The organism is Polaromonas sp. UC242_47, from assembly GCF_044452385.1.
In the GTDB taxonomy this organism is placed as follows: Bacteria; Pseudomonadota; Gammaproteobacteria; order Burkholderiales; family Burkholderiaceae_C; genus Polaromonas.
In genome coordinates, this window is the sequence record NZ_JBIOAO010000001.1 from 2,939,043 (window position 1) to 2,957,537 (window position 18,495).

Consider the following 18,495-nt stretch of genomic DNA (forward strand, 5'->3'; position numbering starts at 1 on the left):
CGGGGAGCGCTTACTTGGTTCCCAGCGCCTGGTAGATTTCCTGAATCAGCGCCGGGCCGACCCGTGAGGCCATCTCCTTGTGCACCGGCTTGAGCTTGGCGATCCACAACTGTTTTTCTTCGGGCGTGAGCGTGTGCAGCTTGATCTTGCCGCTGGCCTTCATGGCCGCGATGGCTTCGTCGTTGTCGCGTTGTGATACCTCGTTGTTGCGCTCGGTGGCGTCCTTCATCGCCTGGTCCAGCGCACTGCGGATGTCGGCCGGCAGCCCTTCCCAAAACTTTTTATTGACGATCACCGCATACCCAATGTAGCCGTGGTCGGTGAGCGCGCCAAAGGGCTGGACCTCGTGCGTCTTTTGCGAGTAGACATTGGACGGCGTGTTCTCTGTCCCATCGACCACACCGGTCTGCAAAGCCTGGTAGACCTCTGAGAAAGCCATCACCTGGGGGATCGCACCCAGCGCGCGCATCTGCGCCTCCAGCACCTTGGACGACTGGATGCGTACCTTCATGCCCTTCATGTCCTCAGGCTTCATGATGGGCTTGTTGGCCGTCATGATCTTGAAGCCGTTGTCCCAGTAGGCCAGACCCTTGAAGCCTTTCGGGTCAAGCTTGGCCATGAGCCTGGCGCCCACGGCGCCGTCGGTGATCTTGCGCAGCGCCGCCTTGTCCGGAAAGATAAAGGGCAGATCAAAGGCTTCGAACTCCTTCACCCCCAGCGGGCCAAACTTGGCCAGCGAGGGCGCGAGCATCTGCACCGCGCCCAGTTGCAGTGCCTCGAGCTCCTCCTTGTCCTTGTAAAGCTGGCTATTCGGGTAGACCTCCACCTTGACCCGGCCCTTGGTCAGTTCGGCGGCGCGCTTGGCGAAGAACTCGGCGCCACTGCCCTTGGGCGTGTTCGGCGCAACCACGTGACTGAACTTGATGACGATAGGCGCCTGCGCCTGCGCAAACGCCAGCGGCGCTGCGAGCACGGCAGCGCCAGCGAGAACGGTACGGCGGGTGATGGGATGGGTCATGGCTTGTCTCCTGGTGTTAATGGATGTATGGAGCCGGGGTAGCGTATCGATTCTGGGACTGACCTTTTAGGGAAATAAGCTCGCTACCCCTAGCTCAGATCGTGCCTTCAGCGCGAAGTTGCAAAATCTGCGCGCTGCCCAGGCCCAGCTCGGTCAGCAGTGCGTCGGTATGCTGGCCCACGGCGGGAATCGGGTCCATGCGGTAGTCAAAGCGGCTGTTGCGGCCTGGCGGCAGCAGCGCCGGAATGTCGCCGACCGGTGAGCCCACGTTCTGCCAGCGCTGGCGCGCCTGCAGTTGCGGATGGGCCCAGAGCCCGGCCATGTCGTTCATGCGCGCGTTGGCAATCTGTGCCTCGTCCAAGCGCGCCAGCACGCCGGCGGTGGTGAGCCGGCCAAAAGCGCCCAGGATGATGGCTTTGAGCGCCTCGCGGTGCTCATTGCGGCGCGCGTTGCTGTCAAAACGCGGGTCGGTAGCCAGCGCCGCGTCCTGCAACACGACCTCGCAAAACACCTTCCACTCGCGCTCGTTCTGCAGCCCCAGCATGACGGTGCCGCCATCACCTGCCGCAAACGGCCCATAAGGGTAGATCGTGGCGTGGGCCGCCGCACTGCGCGGCGGTGGTGGCGCACCGTCATAGGCGTAATACATGGGGTAACCCATCCACTCGGCCAGCGATTCAAGCATGGACACGTCGATGTGTGCGCCCTGACCGCTTCCGCCGACTTTGTCGCGCTGCAGCAGCGCCGCCAAGATGCTGGTGTAGGCATACATGCCAGCGGCGATATCGGCCATCGAGTTGCCCGACTTGCAAGGCTCTTCCGGTGTGCCGGTCACCGACAAAAATCCCGCTTCGCTCTGAATCAACAAGTCGTAGGCTTTTTTGTCGCGGTAAGGACCGTCTTCGCCGTAACCGGAAATGTCACAAACGATCAGCTTGGGGTTGACCGCGCTCAGTTCCTCAAAGCCCAGGCCCATGCGCGCCGACGCACCGGGCGCCAGGTTTTGTACCAGCACATCGGCCGTGCTCAACAACTGCCTGAGCACCGCCAGCGCCGCTGGTTGTTTCAGATCTAGCGTCAAACTTTCCTTGGAGCGGTTGACCCAGACGAAATGCGAGGCCATGCCATCCACCCGCTGATCATAGGCCCGCGCAAAGTCGCCGGCGCCGGGGCGCTCGACCTTGATCACGCGGGCGCCCAGGTCGGCGAGCTGTCGGGTGCAGAACGGTGCGGCGATGGCGTGTTCGAGGGAGATGACGGTGATGCCATCGAGGGGGCGTGTCTGGTTTGTCATTGGGTATCCATTCGGGCACTGATCGCCTTGGCTGCTGCGTTGATAGGGCGATAGCGGTTTGTCTGCAAGCCGGGACTCGCCCCGGCGGGCGACTTACGTTTCTTTGCTTCGCCAAAGAAACCTAAGGAAAAGAAAGGCGACCCGACTGGCCGGGTCCCTGCGCTTCGCTGCGGGCAACCTGCGGTGCGCGCCAAAAGCGGGGTCGAGCTCGAACTCGCTGCGCTCAGACAATCGCTCGCCCTGATCCGCTTTTGGCTGTGCTCCTCGGCCCTGCCAAACGGGCTTTGCGGAGAAAACCGGATGCGGGGAGGCCATGGCGCGCTTTGCGCGCCATGGCCGGAGCCCGATTGCGTTCCCACTCCCCCACCCCTTCTGTATGCGCCGAGGAGCGCAGGGCCAGCCGGATCAGGGCGAGCGATTGTCTGAGCCGAAGGCGAGTTCGAGCTCGACCCCGGCTGGACCGAGCACCGCAGGTTGCCCCTGAGCGTCAGCGAAGGGGACGCAGACAGCGGGGTCGCCTTTTCTTTGCTTACTTTCTTTTGGCGAAGCAAAAGAAAGTGAGTTGCCGCCGGGCAACCCCCGGCCAGTTGGCAAACCAAAACAGCAGGAATCAATGAACGGTTCATCTCTTCAACGAATCCGTTCAGAACGATCTCGGCAAACCAAGCAAATGCTCAGCCACATAGGAATAAATCAAATTCGTAGAAATCGGCGCCACCTGGTAAAGCCGCGTCTCACGGAACTTGCGTTCCACGTCGTATTCACAGGCAAAACCAAAACCCCCATGGGTTTGCAGACACATATTGGCGGCCTCCCACGAGGCTTTGGCCGCCAGGTACTTGGCCATGTTGGCTTCAGCGCCGCAGGGTTTTCCGGCGTCAAACAACTCGCAGGCCTTGAAACGCATCAGGTTGGCGGCTTCGGTCTCGATGTAGGCGTCGGCCATGGGGAACTGCACACCCTGGTTCTGGCCGATGGGTCGGTTGAACACCACGCGCTCGCTGGCGTAACGGCGCGCCTTGTCGACAAACCAGTAGGCGTCACCAATACATTCGGCGGCGATCAAGGTGCGCTCGGCATTCAGGCCGTCGAGGATGTATTTGAAGCCTTTGCCTTCTTCGCCGATCAGGTTTGCCGCAGGGATTTCCAGGTTGTCGAAAAAGACTTCATTGGTTTCGTGGTTGACCATATTGGCAATCGGCTGCACCGCCATGCCTTGGCCAATCGCGTCTTTCAGGTTGACGATAAAAATCGACATGCCTTCGGACTTTTTCTTGACCTCGGCCAGCGGCGTGGTGCGCGCCAGCAGAATCATCAGGTCGGAATGCTGGATACGCGATATCCAGACCTTTTGCCCGTTGACCACATACTTGTCGCCCTTCTTGACGGCGGTGGTCTTGAGCTGGGTGGTGTCGGTGCCCGTGGTCGGCTCGGTCACGGCCATGGACTGCAGGCGCAACTCGCCGGTCGCGATCTTGGGCAGGTACATTTTTTTCTGCGCGTCCGAGCCATGGCGCAGCAAGGTGCCCATGTTGTACATCTGGCCGTGACAGGCGCCGGCGTTGCCGCCGGCGAAGTTGATCTCTTCCATGATCACCGAGGCTTCGGCCAGGCCCAGGCCGGAGCCGCCGTATTCGGCCGGAATCAGCGCGGCCAGCCAGCCGGCTTCGGTCAGCGCGTTGACAAAGGTTTCGGGATAAGCACGCTCGTGGTCGACTTTTTGCCAGTAGGCGGAATCAAAACCGGCCAGCATGCCGCGCAAGGCTTCGCGCATGTCCTGGTAGGCGTCGGGAGTGGGAATCTGGGTTTTCATGGCTGTGTTTGTTGAATAAGAAAGAAATCAGGCCAGCGTGGCCGTGGCTTGCATGGTGAGCCAGCCTTCGTGGTCTTCGGTCCAGAGCTGCACGGTTTTGCCATCGGGCGATGGTGTGCCGTGGATCTTGAACGGCGCGATGTCAAACACCGGTCGCACCGCGCGAAACTGGAAATTCAGCAAACGGGCGCCGGGCAGGTTTTGGCGCAACAAGTCCACCAGCAAAGTAGCGATCAGCGGGCCGTGCACGATGAGGCCGGGGTAACCCTCGACCTCGGTGACATAACGCCGGTCATAGTGAATGCGGTGGCCATTGAAGGTCAGCGCCGAATATCGGAACAACAACACGTCATCGGGAACGATGGCACGCGTCCATGCGGCGCCCTGAGCTGCAGCTTGCGGCGGCGGCACCGGGTCGCCGGGCTGGGGGTTGGCGCGATAGACGATGTCGTGTTCTTCGCTGAGCGCCAGGCCCCGGGCGTTGTGCAGCTCGTGTTTCACCAGCACAAACAGCAGGTCACCGGTACGGCCGGCCTTGTGCGTGACCGATTCAATGCGAGATATTCGTTTGACCGCGTCTCCGACCTGCAAAACCGGCTGATGCCATTGCAGGCGCCCGCCCGCCCACATGCGGCGCGGCAGCGGCACCGGCGGCAAAAAACCGCCGCGTTTGGCATGGCCGTCGGGGCCAATCTCGGACTGGCGTTGGTGCGGCAAAAAATACAGCCAGTGCCACAAGGCCGGCAGCGCCGTGCCGGGCAGCGGGTCGGCATCGTCGCGGTCCAGCGTGGCCGACAAGGCACGCAGCGGCGCAGCGGTGATGTCGTCGCTCAGGGTCTCGGTCTTGCCGACCCAGCTTTGCAGATGGGCCAGCTTGGCGGCGTCCAGGGTTCGAATGTCTGTATTCATGGTGTGTGATCGTCGCGCGAGATGCCTGTCAATGCAATCTGCAAATTTGAGAGCAAGGCTTCATCAAAAATGAAGCTTAGGGCTGCGGATACAGTTCCAGCAGGCTGCGTTTGAGCACCTTGCCGCTGTGGGTCATGGGCAGCGATGCGATGGGAAGAACCTGCGCCGGGCGTTTGTAAGGCGCCAGGTTCTCCCGAATGAAGGCCTGCAGCGCGGCCATGTCGAGCGTTGTATCGGGAACAAGTTCGACAAACGCCAGTATTTCCTCGTTGCCGTCGGACTCGCGCCGCCCGATGACAGCGCTACGCTGGATGCCGGCAAAACGGTTGAGCACGGCTTCCACCTCGCCGGGGTACACATTGAAACCGGAGCGAATGATCATTTCCTTGAGCCGACCCACGACAAACAAGGCGCCGTCGGTCGCCAGATAACCCAGATCGCCGCTGGCGTACCAACCGCCGGGGCGCATCACCTGGACCGTGGCGGCGTCATCACCGAGGTAACCGGGCATCAGGCCGACGCCGCGCATCCAGATCTCGCCCCGTTCACCGGCCGGGGCATCGGCGCCGCTGCTGTCCACGATACGCAGCTCGGCACCGTCCACCAGGTAACCTGCCGAGGTGTCCTGGCGCGCCACGCCACGCGGGGTCAGACACAAGGCGCCGGCATATTCGGACAGGCCGTAGCCGTGGTACAGCGGCTGGCCAAAGCGGGACTCCACCGCCTGTTTGAGCGCCATGTCCAGCGGCGCCGCGCCGGTATAGACATAACGCAGCTCGGGGCAATCCGGCTTGCCGATACCGGTTTCGTCCAGCCAGGCCAGCAGGCGCGTAAACATCGCGGGCGGGCCCTGCAGGTTGGATACCCCCAGGTGGGCGAGTGCATGGAACAGGTCTTCCGGATCGAAGCGGCTGCGCATCACCAGGCCGGCGCCGGCATGCAGCGAGGCCATCAACACGGTGCCCAGGCCAAAGATGTGGGTCATCGGCAAATAGGCATAGGACAGATCGTCAGGTCCCAGTGCCCGCGAGGCCGCCGACACACGCGCAAACTGCAGCAGCCCGGCATGGGTGACCAATACGCCTTTGGGCGCGCCCGTGGTGCCGGAGGTGAAAATCACCGCCGCCACAGCTGGCGCCAACTCGCCCCGCTCGGCGCTGGCTGCGGCACGCACCGGGCTGCGCCGCAAGGCTGCGAGGACCGAAGGTCGGGCACTTGCGCGCTCCGCGTGCTGCTGCGCCGCCTCCGACACGCCCTGGGTGAAATAGGTCACGCGGGGATCGGCTTTGTCGACAAAGGCCTTGATTTCACCGGCCGACATGCGGGCATTGACGCCACAGGACCAGGCCCCCACACGGCTGCAGGCCAGGATCAGGGCCACATGTTCGGGGCAGTTTTCAGCCACAACCATGACCCGGTCGCCGGGCAACACACCGTCGTCGCGCAACTCCTGCGCCAGCAGGGTCACCCAGACGCCCAAGGCGGCGTAACTCATGCTCGCGTCCGGCAAAAGCAGGAAAGGCCGGTCCGGCGATTCCTTCAGGCGCTGGTCAAACAGTGAATGGATACGTTGATCAGTCATGCAATGTCTCTGGAGAAAATTCAAGGCTGTCATTGCGATCCCGGACCAGGTCCGGGATGACAGTCGGGTGAAGGCTTGAGCGGAACAGGATGCAAATCGCCAGGGCTTGTTTACTCCACCTGAATGCCCTTGGTCACGCTGCCCCACATGGCGAGCTCCTTGGCGGCCCGGTCGGACAGCGTTTTCGGCGAACCCAGCCACAACTCGTAGCCCTGCTCGACCAGCTTGCTGCGCAATTCCTCATGGGCCAGCGCCTTGCGGGTCGCCTCGTTGTAACGGGCCACGATGGCGGCAGGCAGCCCGGCGGGGCCGTACAGGCCGTACCAGCCGCCGACCTCGTAGTCGGCCACCCCTTCTTCACGCATGCTGGGCACCTCTGGCAGCGAGGCATTGCGTTCGCTCGATGTCACGGCCAGCGCGCGCACCCGACCCGAGGAGATGTAGTTGCGGGCGCTGCCCACAATGTCGAACATCATGTGCAACTGCCCGCCTATGACGTCGGTCATGGCCGGGGCATTGCCTTTGTAGGGAATGTGGTTGAAGGTGGTGCCGGTGCGTTTGGCAAACAACTCACCGCTGAGGTGGTTGGAAGCGCCCACGCCGGCCGAGCCATAGGTCAGCTTGCCGGGGTTGGCTTTGGCGTAGGCCAGCAACTCCTTGACGGTTTTAAAGGGCTGCTCCTTGCCGACCACCAGCACGTTCGAATAACTGAGGATGGGGGCAATCGGGCTGAGGTCCTTGGCCGGATTGAAAGACATGGACTTCAGGATGTGCGGGCTGATGGTCATGGTCGGGCTGGCAGCAAAAAACACCTGCAGCCCGTCTGCCGGGGCTTTGACCACCGAGTGGCCGGCCATGACCCCGCTGGCCCCGGGGCGGTTTTCCACAATCACCGGCATGCCCAGCTCCCGGGAAAACGCCGGCGCAAACAACCGGGCGGCGGCATCGACCGGCCCACCGGGGGCGTAACCGACGACCAAGCGCAGGGTTTGGCCAGTCTGGGCGCCGGCCGGTGCCGCCACCAGCGCCGCGCTGGCGAGCAAACCCGCCATCAGGCGTCGGCGAGAAAGGCGGGTCGAAATAAAAGGGCTGCGCATGGCTTGTCTCCTCAAGGGATGGTTGGTGAATTTTTCTTGTCTCTGCTCTGCACGGTGGTCCGGACTCAGGCCCCTCCCACCCTTGACTGATAGCGATGCACGGCCACCCGCCGTAACAAGCCGGCGATGCAGCTGGTCATGTCATGCCGTGGCGTCCCGCACCATGTTGCGGGCAATCACGATCTGCTGGATCTGGCTGGTGCCCTCGTACAGGCGGAAAATGCGCACGTCGCGGTAAAAGCGCTCGATGCTGTATTCGCTGAGGTAACCGGCGCCGCCAAAAATCTGCACCGCGCGGTCCGCCACGCGGCCGCACATCTCGGAAGCAAACAGCTTGCAACACGAGGCCTCGGTCGAGACGTTGAGGCCCTCGTCACGCCGGCGCGCGGCGTCCAGCACCATGCAGCGCGCCGCGTACAACTCGGCCTGGCTGTCGGCCAGCATGGCCTGCACCAGCTGGAAGCCGGCAATCGCCTGGCCGAACTGCTTGCGCTCGATCGCGTAGTTCAGGGCGTCTTTCAGCATACGTTCGGCCACGCCGACACACAGGGCGGCAATGTGGATGCGGCCTTTTTCCAGCACCTTCATCGCGGTCTTGAAACCCTGGCCTTCCTTGCCGCCTATCAGTTGACTCGCCGGCACCCGGCAGTTCTCGAAAATCACATCGGCGATGTGCGCGCCGCGCTGGCCCATCTTTTTGTCGATCTTGCCGATCGACAAACCCGGCGTGCCGGCCTCGACGATAAAGGCGGAGACCCCGCCCGCGCCCTTGTTGGACGGATCGGTGCGCGCCATCAGGGTAAAGATGCCGGCTTGCGGCGCATTGGTGATGTAACGCTTGGTGCCGTTGACGATGTAGTGCTCGCCGTCAGCGTCCGTGCCGCGAATCGCCGTGGTGCGCAGCGACGCGGCGTCCGAGCCGGCATCGGGTTCGGTCAGCGCAAACGAGGCGATGAGTTCGCCGGTGGCGAGTTTGGGCAGGTATTTGGCTTTTTGCTCGGGCGTGCCGTCAAACACAATGCCTTGCGAGCCGATACCGACCGAGGTGCCTATCAGCGACCGGAAGGACGGCGAAGTTTTGCCCAGCGCCATGATCACCTGCGCCTCTTCTTCCATGGTCAACGCAAAGCCGCCGTATTCTTCGGGCACGGTCAGGCCGAACAAGCCCATGGCTTTCATCTCCTGCACGATGGCCGGCGGGATCTGGTCGGTCTCCTCGACCTCCTTCTCGGCCGGCACCAGGCGTTCGCGCACGAAGCGGTTCACGGTGTCCAGCAAGGCGGTCATGGTTTCGGCATCTCTGATCATGGGTATTCCTTGGGTGTATCGCCGCGCCCGGCCCAGCGGGCGGCAGCGATTTCAATCATTTCTTAAGAAAAATAGGCCTCTAGCCCTTATCTAGCGGGCGCAAGCAGCTATTCTTTCAGGAGCAACCGTCTTCCACAGACCGGTCACAGTGCCGCCGCCGTGCCCAGAATGGCCGTGGCCTGGCTCGACAAGGTGCCGCCGTTGCCATGCGCCAGCGCGGTCGTCGCACCGGCGATTTGCCGTGCGCCGCCTTCGCCGCGTAACTGGCGCACCGCCTCGATCAGCGCAAAAATGCCGTACATGCCGGGGTGTACACAAGACAGGCCGCCACCGTTGGTGTTGACCGGCAAATGGCCGCCGGGCGCAATGCCGCCGTTTTCGACAAAGCTGCCGGCCTCGCCCTTTTTGCAAAAACCCAGGTCTTCCAGGAACAGCAAGGTGTTGATGGTGAAGGCGTCGTAGACCTGCACCACATCCATGTCCTTGGCCGCCAGCCCCGCCATCGCATAAGCCTCGCGGCCGGACTGGCTGGCCGCAGTGACCGTCAGATCATGCATGGACGAGATCTGCCGGTTCCACACGGCAGTGGCGTTGCCCAGCACATAGACCGGTGGTTTCGGCAGATCGCGGGCACGCTCGGCGCGCACCAGCACGTAGGCGCCACCGCCGTCGGTGACCAGGCAACAATCGCGCACGCTCAAAGGGTCGGACACCATGCGGGCGGCCAGCACATCCTCGATGCTGAGCGGCGCACGCATGAAGGCTTCAGGATTCAAACCGGCCCATTGGCGCGCGGCCACCGCGACTTCGGCGAGTTGGCGGCGTGTGGTGCCAAATTCAAACATGTGGCGCGAGGCCGCCAACGCGTAGGCCGACAGCGGCTGCAGCGGCTCGTACGCTGCCTCATAAGGCTGCGGGTCCATCCAGCGGCGCGCCGCGCCAATCTCGCGCCGGCCGAACTGCGCCGAACGCTGGGCGCTGCCGTAACACACAAGAACCGCATTGCACTGGCCGGACTGCAAGGCCTGCATGGCCGGCAGCAGATGGGCGATAAAGCTGGAGCCACCCAGCATGGTGCTGTCGATGTAGCGCGGGCGCAGGCCCAGGTACTCGACCACCGGCATGGCCCACATGGTGGCCGAGGCGCTGGCGGTGCACAAGCCGTCGATGTCGCTCATCTTCAGGCCGGCATCGGCGACCGCCGCGCGCGCAGAACGTGCCAGTAACTCCATGTCGCTAAAGCCCGGAGTTTCACCGCAACCAAAAGTTGCCACGCCGGCAATCGCCGCGCTGCCGCGCAAGGCTTTCAGGGAGGTGTCGCTCATGGTGCAACTCCCACCAGGGCCGCAGGCAGCGGATCGAACAGCACCAGGCCGCATCCGTCGGTCAGATGGACTCGCGCCTGCACACGCTGGCCGATCTTTAAATCCAGCGGCGGGATGTTGTCGACACGGCTCATCAGCCGCACCCCTTCGTCCAGGTCCACCAGCGAGACGTTGTAGTCGCCGCCGGCCTCGGGCTTGCGCCGCACCGTGGTCACGGCGTACACCGTGCCCAGGCCAGTGGGCGCAACCCAGTCCAGCGCGGCCGAACCGCAATGCGGGCAACTTTCACGCGGAAAATAAACATGCTGGCTACAGTCGGTGCAGCGCTGGATCAGCAAGCGCCCGGCGTCGAGCGCCGCCTGGTGCATGGCCTGAACGCCATCGCTGGCGCCAGAAAGGGTTTGTTCTTGAGTCATAGCGGGCGCCTGTTTCAAATCGGGTCCCAGCTGAACACGTCAGCCGAGCGGTCCAGCGAATAGAAGCTGGCCTTGAGGGCGGGCAGCGCGTGGCTGGCCACCGACTGCGGACTCCAGCCTTCCGAGCGATGCACCGAGCGGACCGGCCGCGGCTGGCTGATCAGGAAAATCTCGTTGTTACGCACCGCAAAAATTTGCCCGTTGGCATCACGCCCCTCTTCGCTGGCCAGGCAGACGGCCAGCGGCGCAATCTTGGCCGGTGTCATTTGTTTGATGCGGTCGACCCGGGCCTGCTCTTCCGGCGTGTCGGTGGGAATCGCACCTATCATGCGGCTCCAGGCAAACGGCGCAATGCAGTTGGAACGCACATTGAACTTGAGCATGTCCAGGGCAATCGACTTGGACAGTGCCACCACACCGAGCTTGGCCGCCGAGTAGTTGGCCTGGCCGAAGTTGCCGACCAGGCCCGAGGTCGAGGTCATGTGGATGTAGTTGCCCGACGCCTGCGCCTTGAAATGTGGTGCGGCGGCGCGGCTGACGTGGTAGGCGCCGTACAGGTGGACCTTGATCACGGCGTCCCATTCTTCATCCGCCATCTTGTGGAAAAAACGGTCGCGCAAAATGCCGGCGTTATTGACCACGCAGTCGATGCGGCCGAAGTTGTCCATCGCGCTGGTGATGATCTGCTGGGCGCTCTGGGCCTGCGACACGCTGTCGGTGTTGGCCACGGCCTCGCCGCCGGCGGCGCGTATTTCATTGACCACCGCCTGGGCCGGACCGGCGTCACTGCCCTCGCCCGCCACCGACGCACCAATGTCGTTGACCACCACCCGGGCGCCTTCACGCGCCATCGCCAGCGCCATGTCGCGCCCGATACCGCCACCGGCCCCGGTGACCACCACTACCTTGCCTTGCAGCATGCCTGTTCTGCTCATTGTTGATTCCTCATGTGTCGTGAAGCGCCGGTTCGGCGAACAAAAGGCATCGTCGTCGCAAGCCAAGCGCTCAACAATCTGCAATTTCCGCAGCCAGTCTTCGGAAATTTGGAAGCCTTTCGGATGGCATCCGCGCCCTTCTCTCTACTGGGATCACCAACAAAGGGTTAACCCTTGCCGAAAATGACTTAAGCGAGATCGAAGGCTTGACCTGTCGTGTATTAGCATGGCGCCATGCAATTCGACCTGACCGACCTGCGGCTTTTTGTGCTGATCGCCGACGAAGGCAACATGACACGCGCCGCGGAACGCCAACACCTGTCGCTGGCCGCGGCCAGCGCCCGTGTCAAATCCCTGGAAGCCCAGTCCGGCCTGAGCCTGTTTTACCGCGAAGCCAGGGGCGTACGCCTGACACCGCCCGGCGAAGCTTTTTTGTACCACGCACGCGGCGTGTTGCGGCAGGCCGAGCAGTTGCGCACCGACCTGCAGGAATACGGCGGCGGCCTGCGCGGGCATCTACGGGTATTTGCCAACACCACGGCGGTCACGGATTTTTTGCCGGAAATCCTGCCGGGTTTTTTATCGGCCAACCCCAAGATCAATATTGACCTGCAGGAAAAACCCAACGCCGAAATTGCGCGTGGCGTGCTCGATGGCCGGGCCGACATCGGCATCGTGGCCGGCAAAGTCGATACGTTGGGTTTGCAGGCCATCCATTTCAGCACCGACCGCTTGGTGCTGGCGACCGCCAAAAACCACCGTTTTGCGCGCCGCAAAAAAATCGCCTTTGCCGAAACGCTGGATGAAGACGCCGTGGGCATGCAATACGGCAGCACCCTGCAAACTTTTTTATCGCAAGTGACCGATGCCCTGGGCAAACCCATGAAACTGCGTATCCAGCTGTCCAGTTTTGACGGCATGTGCCGCATGATTGGTGCCGGTGTAGGCGTCGGTATTGTTCCGGAGTCGGCGGCGCGGCGCAACCAGGCCGGCATGGGTATTGCACTGATCGAACTGACCGACGTATGGAGTGTGCGCGAGCGTTACATCCTGGTGCGCAACCGCGACGCCCTGCCACGTTATGCCGAGTCGCTGATTGAAACCTTGTGTGCGCATTACCGGGAACCGGCGGCCTGAGGCCTTGCTCGGTCCGTATCAGTATCAGTTGCGCAGCTTGCCTTCGCGCGTCACCATGCCCAGCTCCACATACTTGCTGCCATGTTGCTGATCGGAACCGTAGGTCACGGTAAAACCACCGGCGTCGTAACTGCCCAGGTTTTTCATGGCGGCCAACAAGGCTTTGGCGTCGCCGGGCTTTTTGCTGCGGCGCATCGCTTCCGTCAGCACTTTGGCGCCTATGCAGGATTCGAGGTGGGCGCTGTTCATGGCCTGGCTCACACCGGCATCCTTCAAGGCCTTGGCGCATTCCTTGACCACCGGCAGGGTGGATGCGGCGTTGGGCACCACCTGCGAAATGGAAACGCCGGCACCGGCTTCGCCGGCGGCTTCGATGTATTGCTGCGCGCCCACAAAGGACAGGCTGGAGGTGGGTATGAATTTCCCCTGCGCGACAATTTGTTTGCTGATTTCGGCGGCCGGCCCTGACAGCACCGTGTTGATGATCACATCGGGCTTGAGTTTGAGCAGATCGGCCACCTCTGCGGCACCCAGTTTGGCATTACGCTGCAGGGAATAAGCCGCAGGTGTCTTGCCTTGCTTGGCCAGGTATTGCGTGACCACGGCCAGGTTCTGCTTGCCCACCTCGTCGTCGTAATGCACCACCACCACTTGTTTGAGGCCCAGGCCGGTCCAGAAGGAAAGCATTTTTTCCAACTCGTCGCCATAGGACGCGCGCAAGGTGAACACCACCGGGCTGGATTTGCGGACCGGGTTCGCACCTGAAAACGGCGCAAAAAACAAGACGCCGGCTTTTTCCGCCTGCGGCATGGCGTCCAGGCTCAGGGTGGCCGACGCATAACCAAACAAGGCCACGGCCTCGTTGCTTTCCAGCAGCTTCTGCGTGTTGGCACCCGCGATTTTTCGCTCGTTTTTGTCATCCAGGGCGACCAGTTCAATCGGCAGGCCAGCAACCCCGCCCCTGGCGTTGACGGATTTGAAATAGGCCGCGGCCCCATCACGGATGTCACGGCCAAAATTGGCGTTGCTACCGCTCAAGGGCGCAGACTGCCCCACGACCCAGGCTTTTTGGGCATGGCTGGCGCCCGCCAAAAAAAGGCAAGACAAACAGAGGGCTGAGACGCTTGATTTTTTGATGGCGAACATGGGAAGGGGTTGTCCGTGGCTAAAGTAAAAATGAGGCGGCGCAAAATTGTTGTGATTTTTTGCTACCGACGCAAGCACTCTAGATCACGGCACAGCCCAGGACAATACGGATCCACCCTGCGTCGGCTGCACGCAACACGCCAGCCGGGGCCCCTGCGACCACAGGGGCCCGACCCCGCGGCTTAACGCGCAAACGAGCCGTCGGCGCGAATCATGGTCAGATTCACAAAACGCGAACCCAGGTTGCTTTGTTTGCTGTAGGTCAGCGCAAAACCGCCCAGGTCTTCGCTGGTGAAAGACTCCAGCGTGTTGATGAGTTTGGCGCGTGTGGGTGCACCCGGGGTTTTCTGCAGGGCGCGGGCCACCAGCTTGGCATTCAGGAAACCTTCCATGCTGTTGTAGCTGTATTTTTTATCCGCAGTCTGCGAAATAATTGTCTGGTACTCACGCACCACGGTGTTGCCCAGTTCGGTGAAGGGGTAAGGCACGACCTGGGTCACGATGACGCCGGCCGACGGTTCCTTGAGTTCGGCATGCAGGCCCGAGGACACGCTGAGTACAAAAAACTGCGGGCTCACGCCTTTCTGGCGCAGGCCCTTGATAAAGGCCGAATTCGGCTTGGCCTGGCCAATCAGCAAAACCGCTTGCGGCTGGGCCGCCGCCACCACATCGATCGCCTTGGCCACATCCACCGTGCCGCGCGGCACCGGGGCCACGGCAGCGGGTGCGGCGCCCCGCTTTTGCATGGCGGTATTCATGGCCTCCAGGCCCTCCTTGCCGAAAGCGTCGTCCTGGTAAACCACGGCGATCTTTTTGATGCCTATGGTCCAGGCGTGGTTGACGGCCGCTTCGATCTCGTCGGTGGTGCTGGCGCGCACATGGAACAGGCCCTGCACATAGGGGTCACGCAGCGACTTGGCGCCGCTGGTGTTGCCGATCTGGGCGATGCCGGCGGCCTGGACGATAGGCACGATTTTCAGCATGTTGGCCGTGCCGCGAAAACCGACCAAGGCCACCGCGTTGTGTTTCTCGATCAGGAGTTGGGTGTTTTCAGCGGTCTTGTCGGGGTTGAAACCATCGTCCAGGCTGATCAGCTTGATCTTCTCGCCACGTATGCCGCCCTTTTTATTAAGGTCGTCGAAATACGCGTTCATGCCGCGCACATAGTCGGTCGTCAACGCGGCGGTGGAGCCGGACAAATCACCCGAGTGGCCCAGCACGATCTCTGCCGACGCACTGGCGCTGGCCAGACAAAAACCCAACGCGGCCAGCCAGGCGCCGACTTTGGAAAACTCAACTCTCATGAAATAAATCCCCGTTCTCGGTTGAAAGAATGACAAGTTCACAAGCAGCTCGGTACGCGGGCCGCGTTGATGGACCGCATTCTGCTGGTTCTGGCCGGACCAGACAAGAGTGTTAGCCCCCCTTCCACACCGGGCTTCTTTTCATGACAAACGCAGCCACACCCTCGTGGAAGTCCTCACTGCCATAACACTGGCGTATCAGGTCTTCCGCAGCCGGCAAATCCCGCAACAACAAACGGCGCAAACCTTCCTTGCTGACTTTTTGCGTGACCGGTGCCAGCGCAGCCAGACGTTCACACAAGCGGCTGGCCGCTGCGGCCAGCTCGTCGGATGGGCAAAGCTGCTGCAAAAAACCGCAGGCCAGCGCTTCGTCGGCGTTGATCAGTTCCGCCAGCAGCAACATGCGTTTGACACGTTGCGGGCTCCACACGGCGCTCAACCGGGCCAGGTTGCTGATCGACAGGCAATTGCCCAGGGTTTTGGCAATCGGCACGCCAAAGCGTGAGGCCGGTGTGGCGATGCGGAAATCGCAAGCCGTGGCCATCGCCAGGCCGCCGCCTATGGTCCAGCCAGAGATCACCGCCACGGTAGGCATGGGCAAGGCTTCGATCAAACCTATGCCGGCATCGATGCTGCGCTCGTAGGCCACGCCGTCTTCGCCGCTTTGAAAAGACTGGAATTGCTCTATGTCGGTGCCGGCCACAAAAGCCTCACCACCGGCGCCCTGAAAGGTCACGACACGAACGCCCGGTTCAGTCGGCAACCGCCGGCAGATGTCGCCCAGTTGTTCATACATGGCCCAGGTCATGGCATTACGCGCGGCCGGGCGATCAAACACCACGGCCGCCACGCCGCCGCTGATGCTCAGTTGAACAGCGCCTTCACTCATGATGCAAACGCGCCCTGCGCGCGGAGTTCGGCCAGTTCAGCGGCCGGGATGCCCAACTCGCCCAACACCTCATCGGTGTGTTCACCCAGCAAGGGCGGATGGCGGCGCACCTGTTGCGGCGTGCCGGACAACTTGACGGCAAACCCGATGTTGGGCACCGACCCTTCGACCGGATGATCAATCTCCATACGCATGCCACGTGCCAGCGCATGGTCGCTGCCAAAGGCCTCCGGGTAGCTCAGAATCGGCCCCGCAGGAATCCCCGCGTCGAGCAAGGTCTGCACCCAATAATCTTTGGGATGCTGGCGAAACGTCTGCTCCAGCGCGGTTTCCAGCGCGGGCCGGTTGGCCAGGCGCAGCGAGATGGTGGTGAAACGCGGGTCCTGCAGCAAGTCCTGCCGCTCCAGCAAAGCGCACAGTTGCAGCCACAGTTTCTGGTTGTTGGCGCCCATGACAAAGTGGCCGTCCGAGCAGGCCATGGCCTGGTAAGGCGCGGTCATTTTGTTGGAGGTGCCCAGCGGCTCGGGCGCTTTGCCGGTGCCCCAGTAGTCGCAGATGTCCCAGACGGAAAAGGCCAGCGCCGTGTCAAACAAAGACGCATCCACATGCTGGCCTTCGCCGCTGTTTTTGGCCCCGATGTAGGCCGACAAGGTGGCATACACGGCAAACAGGGCGCAGCCGATGTCGGCCACCGGCACGCCGGCTTTCACGGGCGGGCCACCGGGATAACCGGTCACACTCATCACGCCAGACATGGCTTGCGCCATCAAGTCAAAACCCGGGCGATCGGCCCAGGGACCGAACTGGCCAAAACCCGAAATGCTGGTGTAGACCAGGCGCGGATTGATTTCCTTCAATACCTCGTAACCCAGGCCCAGGCGTTTCATCGCGCCGGGTCGGTAGTTTTCGAGCAGGATGTCGGCATCCTTCACCATGCGCAGCAACACTTCCCGTCCGGCCTTGGACTTCAAATTCAGCGTGACGCTGCGTTTGTTGCGGTTCATGTTCAAAAAGCCCAGGCTGTCAGCGCCTTTCATCTTGAAACCCATGGCGCCACGCGTCTGATCGCCACCGTCAGGCGGCTCGATCTTGATCACATCGGCGCCCATGTCCGCCAGCAACATGCAGGCATAAGGGCCGGCCATGACCTGGCTGATGTCGAGTACGCGAACGCCCTCGAGAGGAAGTTTTTTCATGAATGTCTTTCAAATACCTAGGCCAGCGTGGAACCGGCTCTGCCGGGCCACAGGTGGCGCCCCCTAGAGGGGGAAGCGCCGGAGGCGCTTCGGGGGTGGTTCAAGCTTCGCCTTTGACGCCGCCGTCCTTGATGATCTTGGCCCACTTGATCTGCTCGGCACGCATGAAGTCGCCGAACTTCTCGGTCGAGCCACCGCCATCCTGGGCACCCGAAGCAGCCAGCTTTTCCATCACGTCGGGCATTTGCATGACCTTGTTGACATCCTCGTTCATGCGTTTGGCCATGGCCAGTGGCATCTTCGCGGGACCGACCAGCCCATACCAGGTCGTCGCCTCAAAGCCGGGGAAGCCCGACTCGGCCATGGTCGGCACGTTGGCGTAGGCGGGCACGCGGTTCTGGCGCGTCTGCGCCAGGGCAATGGCCTTGCCGCTTTTCACGTGGGGCGTGGCCGCCGTCATGGTGTCAAAGCTGTACTGGATGTTGCCGCCTATCAGGTCGGTGAGCATGGGACCAGAACCCTTGTACGGCACGTGGATGGCCTTGACCTTGGCGGCCAGCATGAACATCTCCAGCGCCAGGTGCTGCGCGCTGCCGGTGCCGGCCGAACCGAAACTCACCTGGCCCGGCTTGGCGCGGCACAACTCGACCAGGTCTTTCACGGTCTTGGCCGGCTGGTTTTCGTTGCAGATCAGCAGGTTGGGCGTGACGCCGACCAGCACAATCGACTGGAAGTCCTTGGCCGGGTCGTAGTTCACTTTTTGCAGCGCGGGCGTGATCGCCTGGCTGTTGATATGTGCCATCAACAAGGTGTTGCCGTCACCGGCCTGCTTAGACACATAGTCGGCGGCGATGGTGCCCGAGGCACCCGCCTTGTTCTCGACAATGACCTGCGTTTTCCACATCTCGCCCAGCTTCTGGCCGATCACCCGCGCCAGGATATCGGTGCCGCCACCGGGCGCGAAACCAACGATGATGCGCACCGGCCCGGCCGGCAGGTTCTGCGCGAGGATCAGAGAAGGAAAGGCCAGTGCCGCGGCACCGGCGGTGACAAGGGTTCTGCGTTGCATATTTGTCTCCAGTAGGTTGTTTTTGAAATCGTCAGAAAAGAAACGCGGGAAAGCGGG

16 protein-coding genes are annotated in these 18,495 nt (G+C 62.2%); 1 reads left to right on the top strand and 15 read right to left on the bottom strand.

What is annotated here, in order from left to right; genetic code table 11:
- Nucleotides 1–10: 10 nt before the first annotated feature.
- The 10 genes from ACHMXK_RS14315 to ACHMXK_RS14360 form a co-directional block, all read right to left on the bottom strand.
- Nucleotides 11–1,018 (bottom strand): TRAP transporter substrate-binding protein, encoded by a 1,008-nt coding sequence (locus ACHMXK_RS14315; RefSeq protein ID WP_397441220.1) that lies wholly within the window; start codon nt 1,016–1,018, stop codon nt 11–13.
- A 94-nt stretch (nt 1,019–1,112) separates the two neighbouring features.
- On the bottom strand, nt 1,113–2,312 hold the full coding sequence (locus ACHMXK_RS14320) for a CaiB/BaiF CoA transferase family protein (protein WP_397441221.1): 1,200 nt from the start codon (nt 2,310–2,312) through the stop codon (nt 1,113–1,115).
- 643 nt (nt 2,313–2,955) lie between these two features.
- Nucleotides 2,956–4,125 (bottom strand): acyl-CoA dehydrogenase family protein, encoded by a 1,170-nt coding sequence (locus tag ACHMXK_RS14325; RefSeq protein ID WP_397441222.1) that lies wholly within the window; start codon nt 4,123–4,125, stop codon nt 2,956–2,958.
- Between the two features lie 27 nt (nt 4,126–4,152).
- Nucleotides 4,153–5,034 carry a MaoC family dehydratase N-terminal domain-containing protein gene (locus ACHMXK_RS14330; RefSeq protein ID WP_397441223.1) on the bottom strand — a complete coding sequence of 294 codons (882 nt, stop codon included), beginning with the start codon at nt 5,032–5,034 and terminating at the stop codon, nt 4,153–4,155.
- Nucleotides 5,035–5,110: 76 nt separating this feature from the next.
- On the bottom strand, nt 5,111–6,616 hold the full coding sequence (locus ACHMXK_RS14335; RefSeq protein WP_397441224.1) for a class I adenylate-forming enzyme family protein: 1,506 nt from the start codon (nt 6,614–6,616) through the stop codon (nt 5,111–5,113).
- 110 nt (nt 6,617–6,726) lie between these two features.
- Nucleotides 6,727–7,713: a Bug family tripartite tricarboxylate transporter substrate binding protein gene (locus ACHMXK_RS14340; protein WP_397441225.1), complete on the bottom strand. Its 987-nt coding sequence runs from the start codon at nt 7,711–7,713 to the stop codon at nt 6,727–6,729.
- Between the two features lie 141 nt (nt 7,714–7,854).
- Nucleotides 7,855–9,021 (bottom strand): acyl-CoA dehydrogenase family protein, encoded by a 1,167-nt coding sequence (locus ACHMXK_RS14345; protein ID WP_397441226.1) that lies wholly within the window; start codon nt 9,019–9,021, stop codon nt 7,855–7,857.
- Nucleotides 9,022–9,164: 143 nt separating this feature from the next.
- Complete coding sequence (locus ACHMXK_RS14350) at nt 9,165–10,346, bottom strand: thiolase (protein WP_397441227.1); 1,182 nt, start codon at nt 10,344–10,346, stop codon at nt 9,165–9,167.
- On the bottom strand, nt 10,343–10,762 hold the full coding sequence (locus tag ACHMXK_RS14355) for a Zn-ribbon domain-containing OB-fold protein (protein ID WP_397441228.1): 420 nt from the start codon (nt 10,760–10,762) through the stop codon (nt 10,343–10,345). The genes ACHMXK_RS14350 and ACHMXK_RS14355 overlap by 4 nt, the downstream gene beginning before the upstream one ends.
- 14 nt (nt 10,763–10,776) lie before the next feature.
- Entirely contained in the window at nt 10,777–11,682 is a 906-nt protein-coding gene (locus ACHMXK_RS14360) for an SDR family NAD(P)-dependent oxidoreductase (RefSeq protein ID WP_397442531.1), read from the bottom strand.
- Between the two features lie 249 nt (nt 11,683–11,931).
- On the opposite strand from ACHMXK_RS14360, the gene ACHMXK_RS14365 reads away from it, so the two are divergent.
- On the top strand, nt 11,932–12,834 hold the full coding sequence (locus ACHMXK_RS14365; RefSeq protein ID WP_397441229.1) for a LysR substrate-binding domain-containing protein: 903 nt from the start codon (nt 11,932–11,934) through the stop codon (nt 12,832–12,834).
- Nucleotides 12,835–12,858: 24 nt separating this feature from the next.
- Here ACHMXK_RS14365 and ACHMXK_RS14370 read toward each other — a convergent pair whose 3' ends face one another.
- The 5 genes from ACHMXK_RS14370 to ACHMXK_RS14390 form a co-directional block, all read right to left on the bottom strand.
- Nucleotides 12,859–13,980 carry an ABC transporter substrate-binding protein gene (locus ACHMXK_RS14370; protein ID WP_397441230.1) on the bottom strand — a complete coding sequence of 374 codons (1,122 nt, stop codon included), beginning with the start codon at nt 13,978–13,980 and terminating at the stop codon, nt 12,859–12,861.
- Nucleotides 13,981–14,162: 182 nt separating this feature from the next.
- Nucleotides 14,163–15,284, bottom strand: a complete 1,122-nt coding sequence (locus ACHMXK_RS14375; protein ID WP_397441231.1) for an ABC transporter substrate-binding protein — start codon at nt 15,282–15,284, stop codon at nt 14,163–14,165.
- Nucleotides 15,285–15,396: 112 nt separating this feature from the next.
- Nucleotides 15,397–16,173, bottom strand: coding sequence for an enoyl-CoA hydratase/isomerase family protein (locus tag ACHMXK_RS14380; protein WP_397441232.1), 777 nt, complete (start codon nt 16,171–16,173; stop codon nt 15,397–15,399).
- Nucleotides 16,170–17,369 (bottom strand): CaiB/BaiF CoA transferase family protein, encoded by a 1,200-nt coding sequence (locus ACHMXK_RS14385; protein ID WP_397441233.1) that lies wholly within the window; start codon nt 17,367–17,369, stop codon nt 16,170–16,172. Before ACHMXK_RS14385 ends, ACHMXK_RS14380 begins: the two co-directional genes overlap by 4 nt.
- Nucleotides 17,370–17,469: 100 nt before the next feature.
- Nucleotides 17,470–18,438, bottom strand: a complete 969-nt coding sequence (locus ACHMXK_RS14390; protein ID WP_397441234.1) for a Bug family tripartite tricarboxylate transporter substrate binding protein — start codon at nt 18,436–18,438, stop codon at nt 17,470–17,472.
- Nucleotides 18,439–18,495 lie beyond the last annotated feature (57 nt).

Excerpts from the sequence above, each read along its gene's own strand:
- ACHMXK_RS14315 (WP_397441220.1), bottom strand. The coding sequence starts at position 1,018 with ATGACCCATCCCATCACCCGCCGTACCGTTCTCGCTGGCGCTGCCGTG.
- ACHMXK_RS14320 (WP_397441221.1), bottom strand. The coding sequence starts at position 2,312 with ATGACAAACCAGACACGCCCCCTCGATGGCATCACCGTCATCTCCCTC.
- ACHMXK_RS14325 (WP_397441222.1), bottom strand. The coding sequence starts at position 4,125 with ATGAAAACCCAGATTCCCACTCCCGACGCCTACCAGGACATGCGCGAA.
- ACHMXK_RS14330 (WP_397441223.1), bottom strand. The coding sequence starts at position 5,034 with ATGAATACAGACATTCGAACCCTGGACGCCGCCAAGCTGGCCCATCTG.
- ACHMXK_RS14335 (WP_397441224.1), bottom strand. The coding sequence starts at position 6,616 with ATGACTGATCAACGTATCCATTCACTGTTTGACCAGCGCCTGAAGGAA.
- ACHMXK_RS14340 (WP_397441225.1), bottom strand. The coding sequence starts at position 7,713 with ATGCGCAGCCCTTTTATTTCGACCCGCCTTTCTCGCCGACGCCTGATG.
- ACHMXK_RS14345 (WP_397441226.1), bottom strand. The coding sequence starts at position 9,021 with ATGATCAGAGATGCCGAAACCATGACCGCCTTGCTGGACACCGTGAAC.
- ACHMXK_RS14350 (WP_397441227.1), bottom strand. The coding sequence starts at position 10,346 with ATGAGCGACACCTCCCTGAAAGCCTTGCGCGGCAGCGCGGCGATTGCC.
- ACHMXK_RS14355 (WP_397441228.1), bottom strand. The coding sequence starts at position 10,762 with ATGACTCAAGAACAAACCCTTTCTGGCGCCAGCGATGGCGTTCAGGCC.
- ACHMXK_RS14360 (WP_397442531.1), bottom strand. The coding sequence starts at position 11,682 with ATGCTGCAAGGCAAGGTAGTGGTGGTCACCGGGGCCGGTGGCGGTATC.
- ACHMXK_RS14365 (WP_397441229.1), top strand. The coding sequence starts at position 11,932 with ATGCAATTCGACCTGACCGACCTGCGGCTTTTTGTGCTGATCGCCGAC.
- ACHMXK_RS14370 (WP_397441230.1), bottom strand. The coding sequence starts at position 13,980 with ATGTTCGCCATCAAAAAATCAAGCGTCTCAGCCCTCTGTTTGTCTTGC.
- ACHMXK_RS14375 (WP_397441231.1), bottom strand. The coding sequence starts at position 15,284 with ATGAGAGTTGAGTTTTCCAAAGTCGGCGCCTGGCTGGCCGCGTTGGGT.
- ACHMXK_RS14380 (WP_397441232.1), bottom strand. The coding sequence starts at position 16,173 with ATGAGTGAAGGCGCTGTTCAACTGAGCATCAGCGGCGGCGTGGCGGCC.
- ACHMXK_RS14385 (WP_397441233.1), bottom strand. The coding sequence starts at position 17,369 with ATGAAAAAACTTCCTCTCGAGGGCGTTCGCGTACTCGACATCAGCCAG.
- ACHMXK_RS14390 (WP_397441234.1), bottom strand. The coding sequence starts at position 18,438 with ATGCAACGCAGAACCCTTGTCACCGCCGGTGCCGCGGCACTGGCCTTT.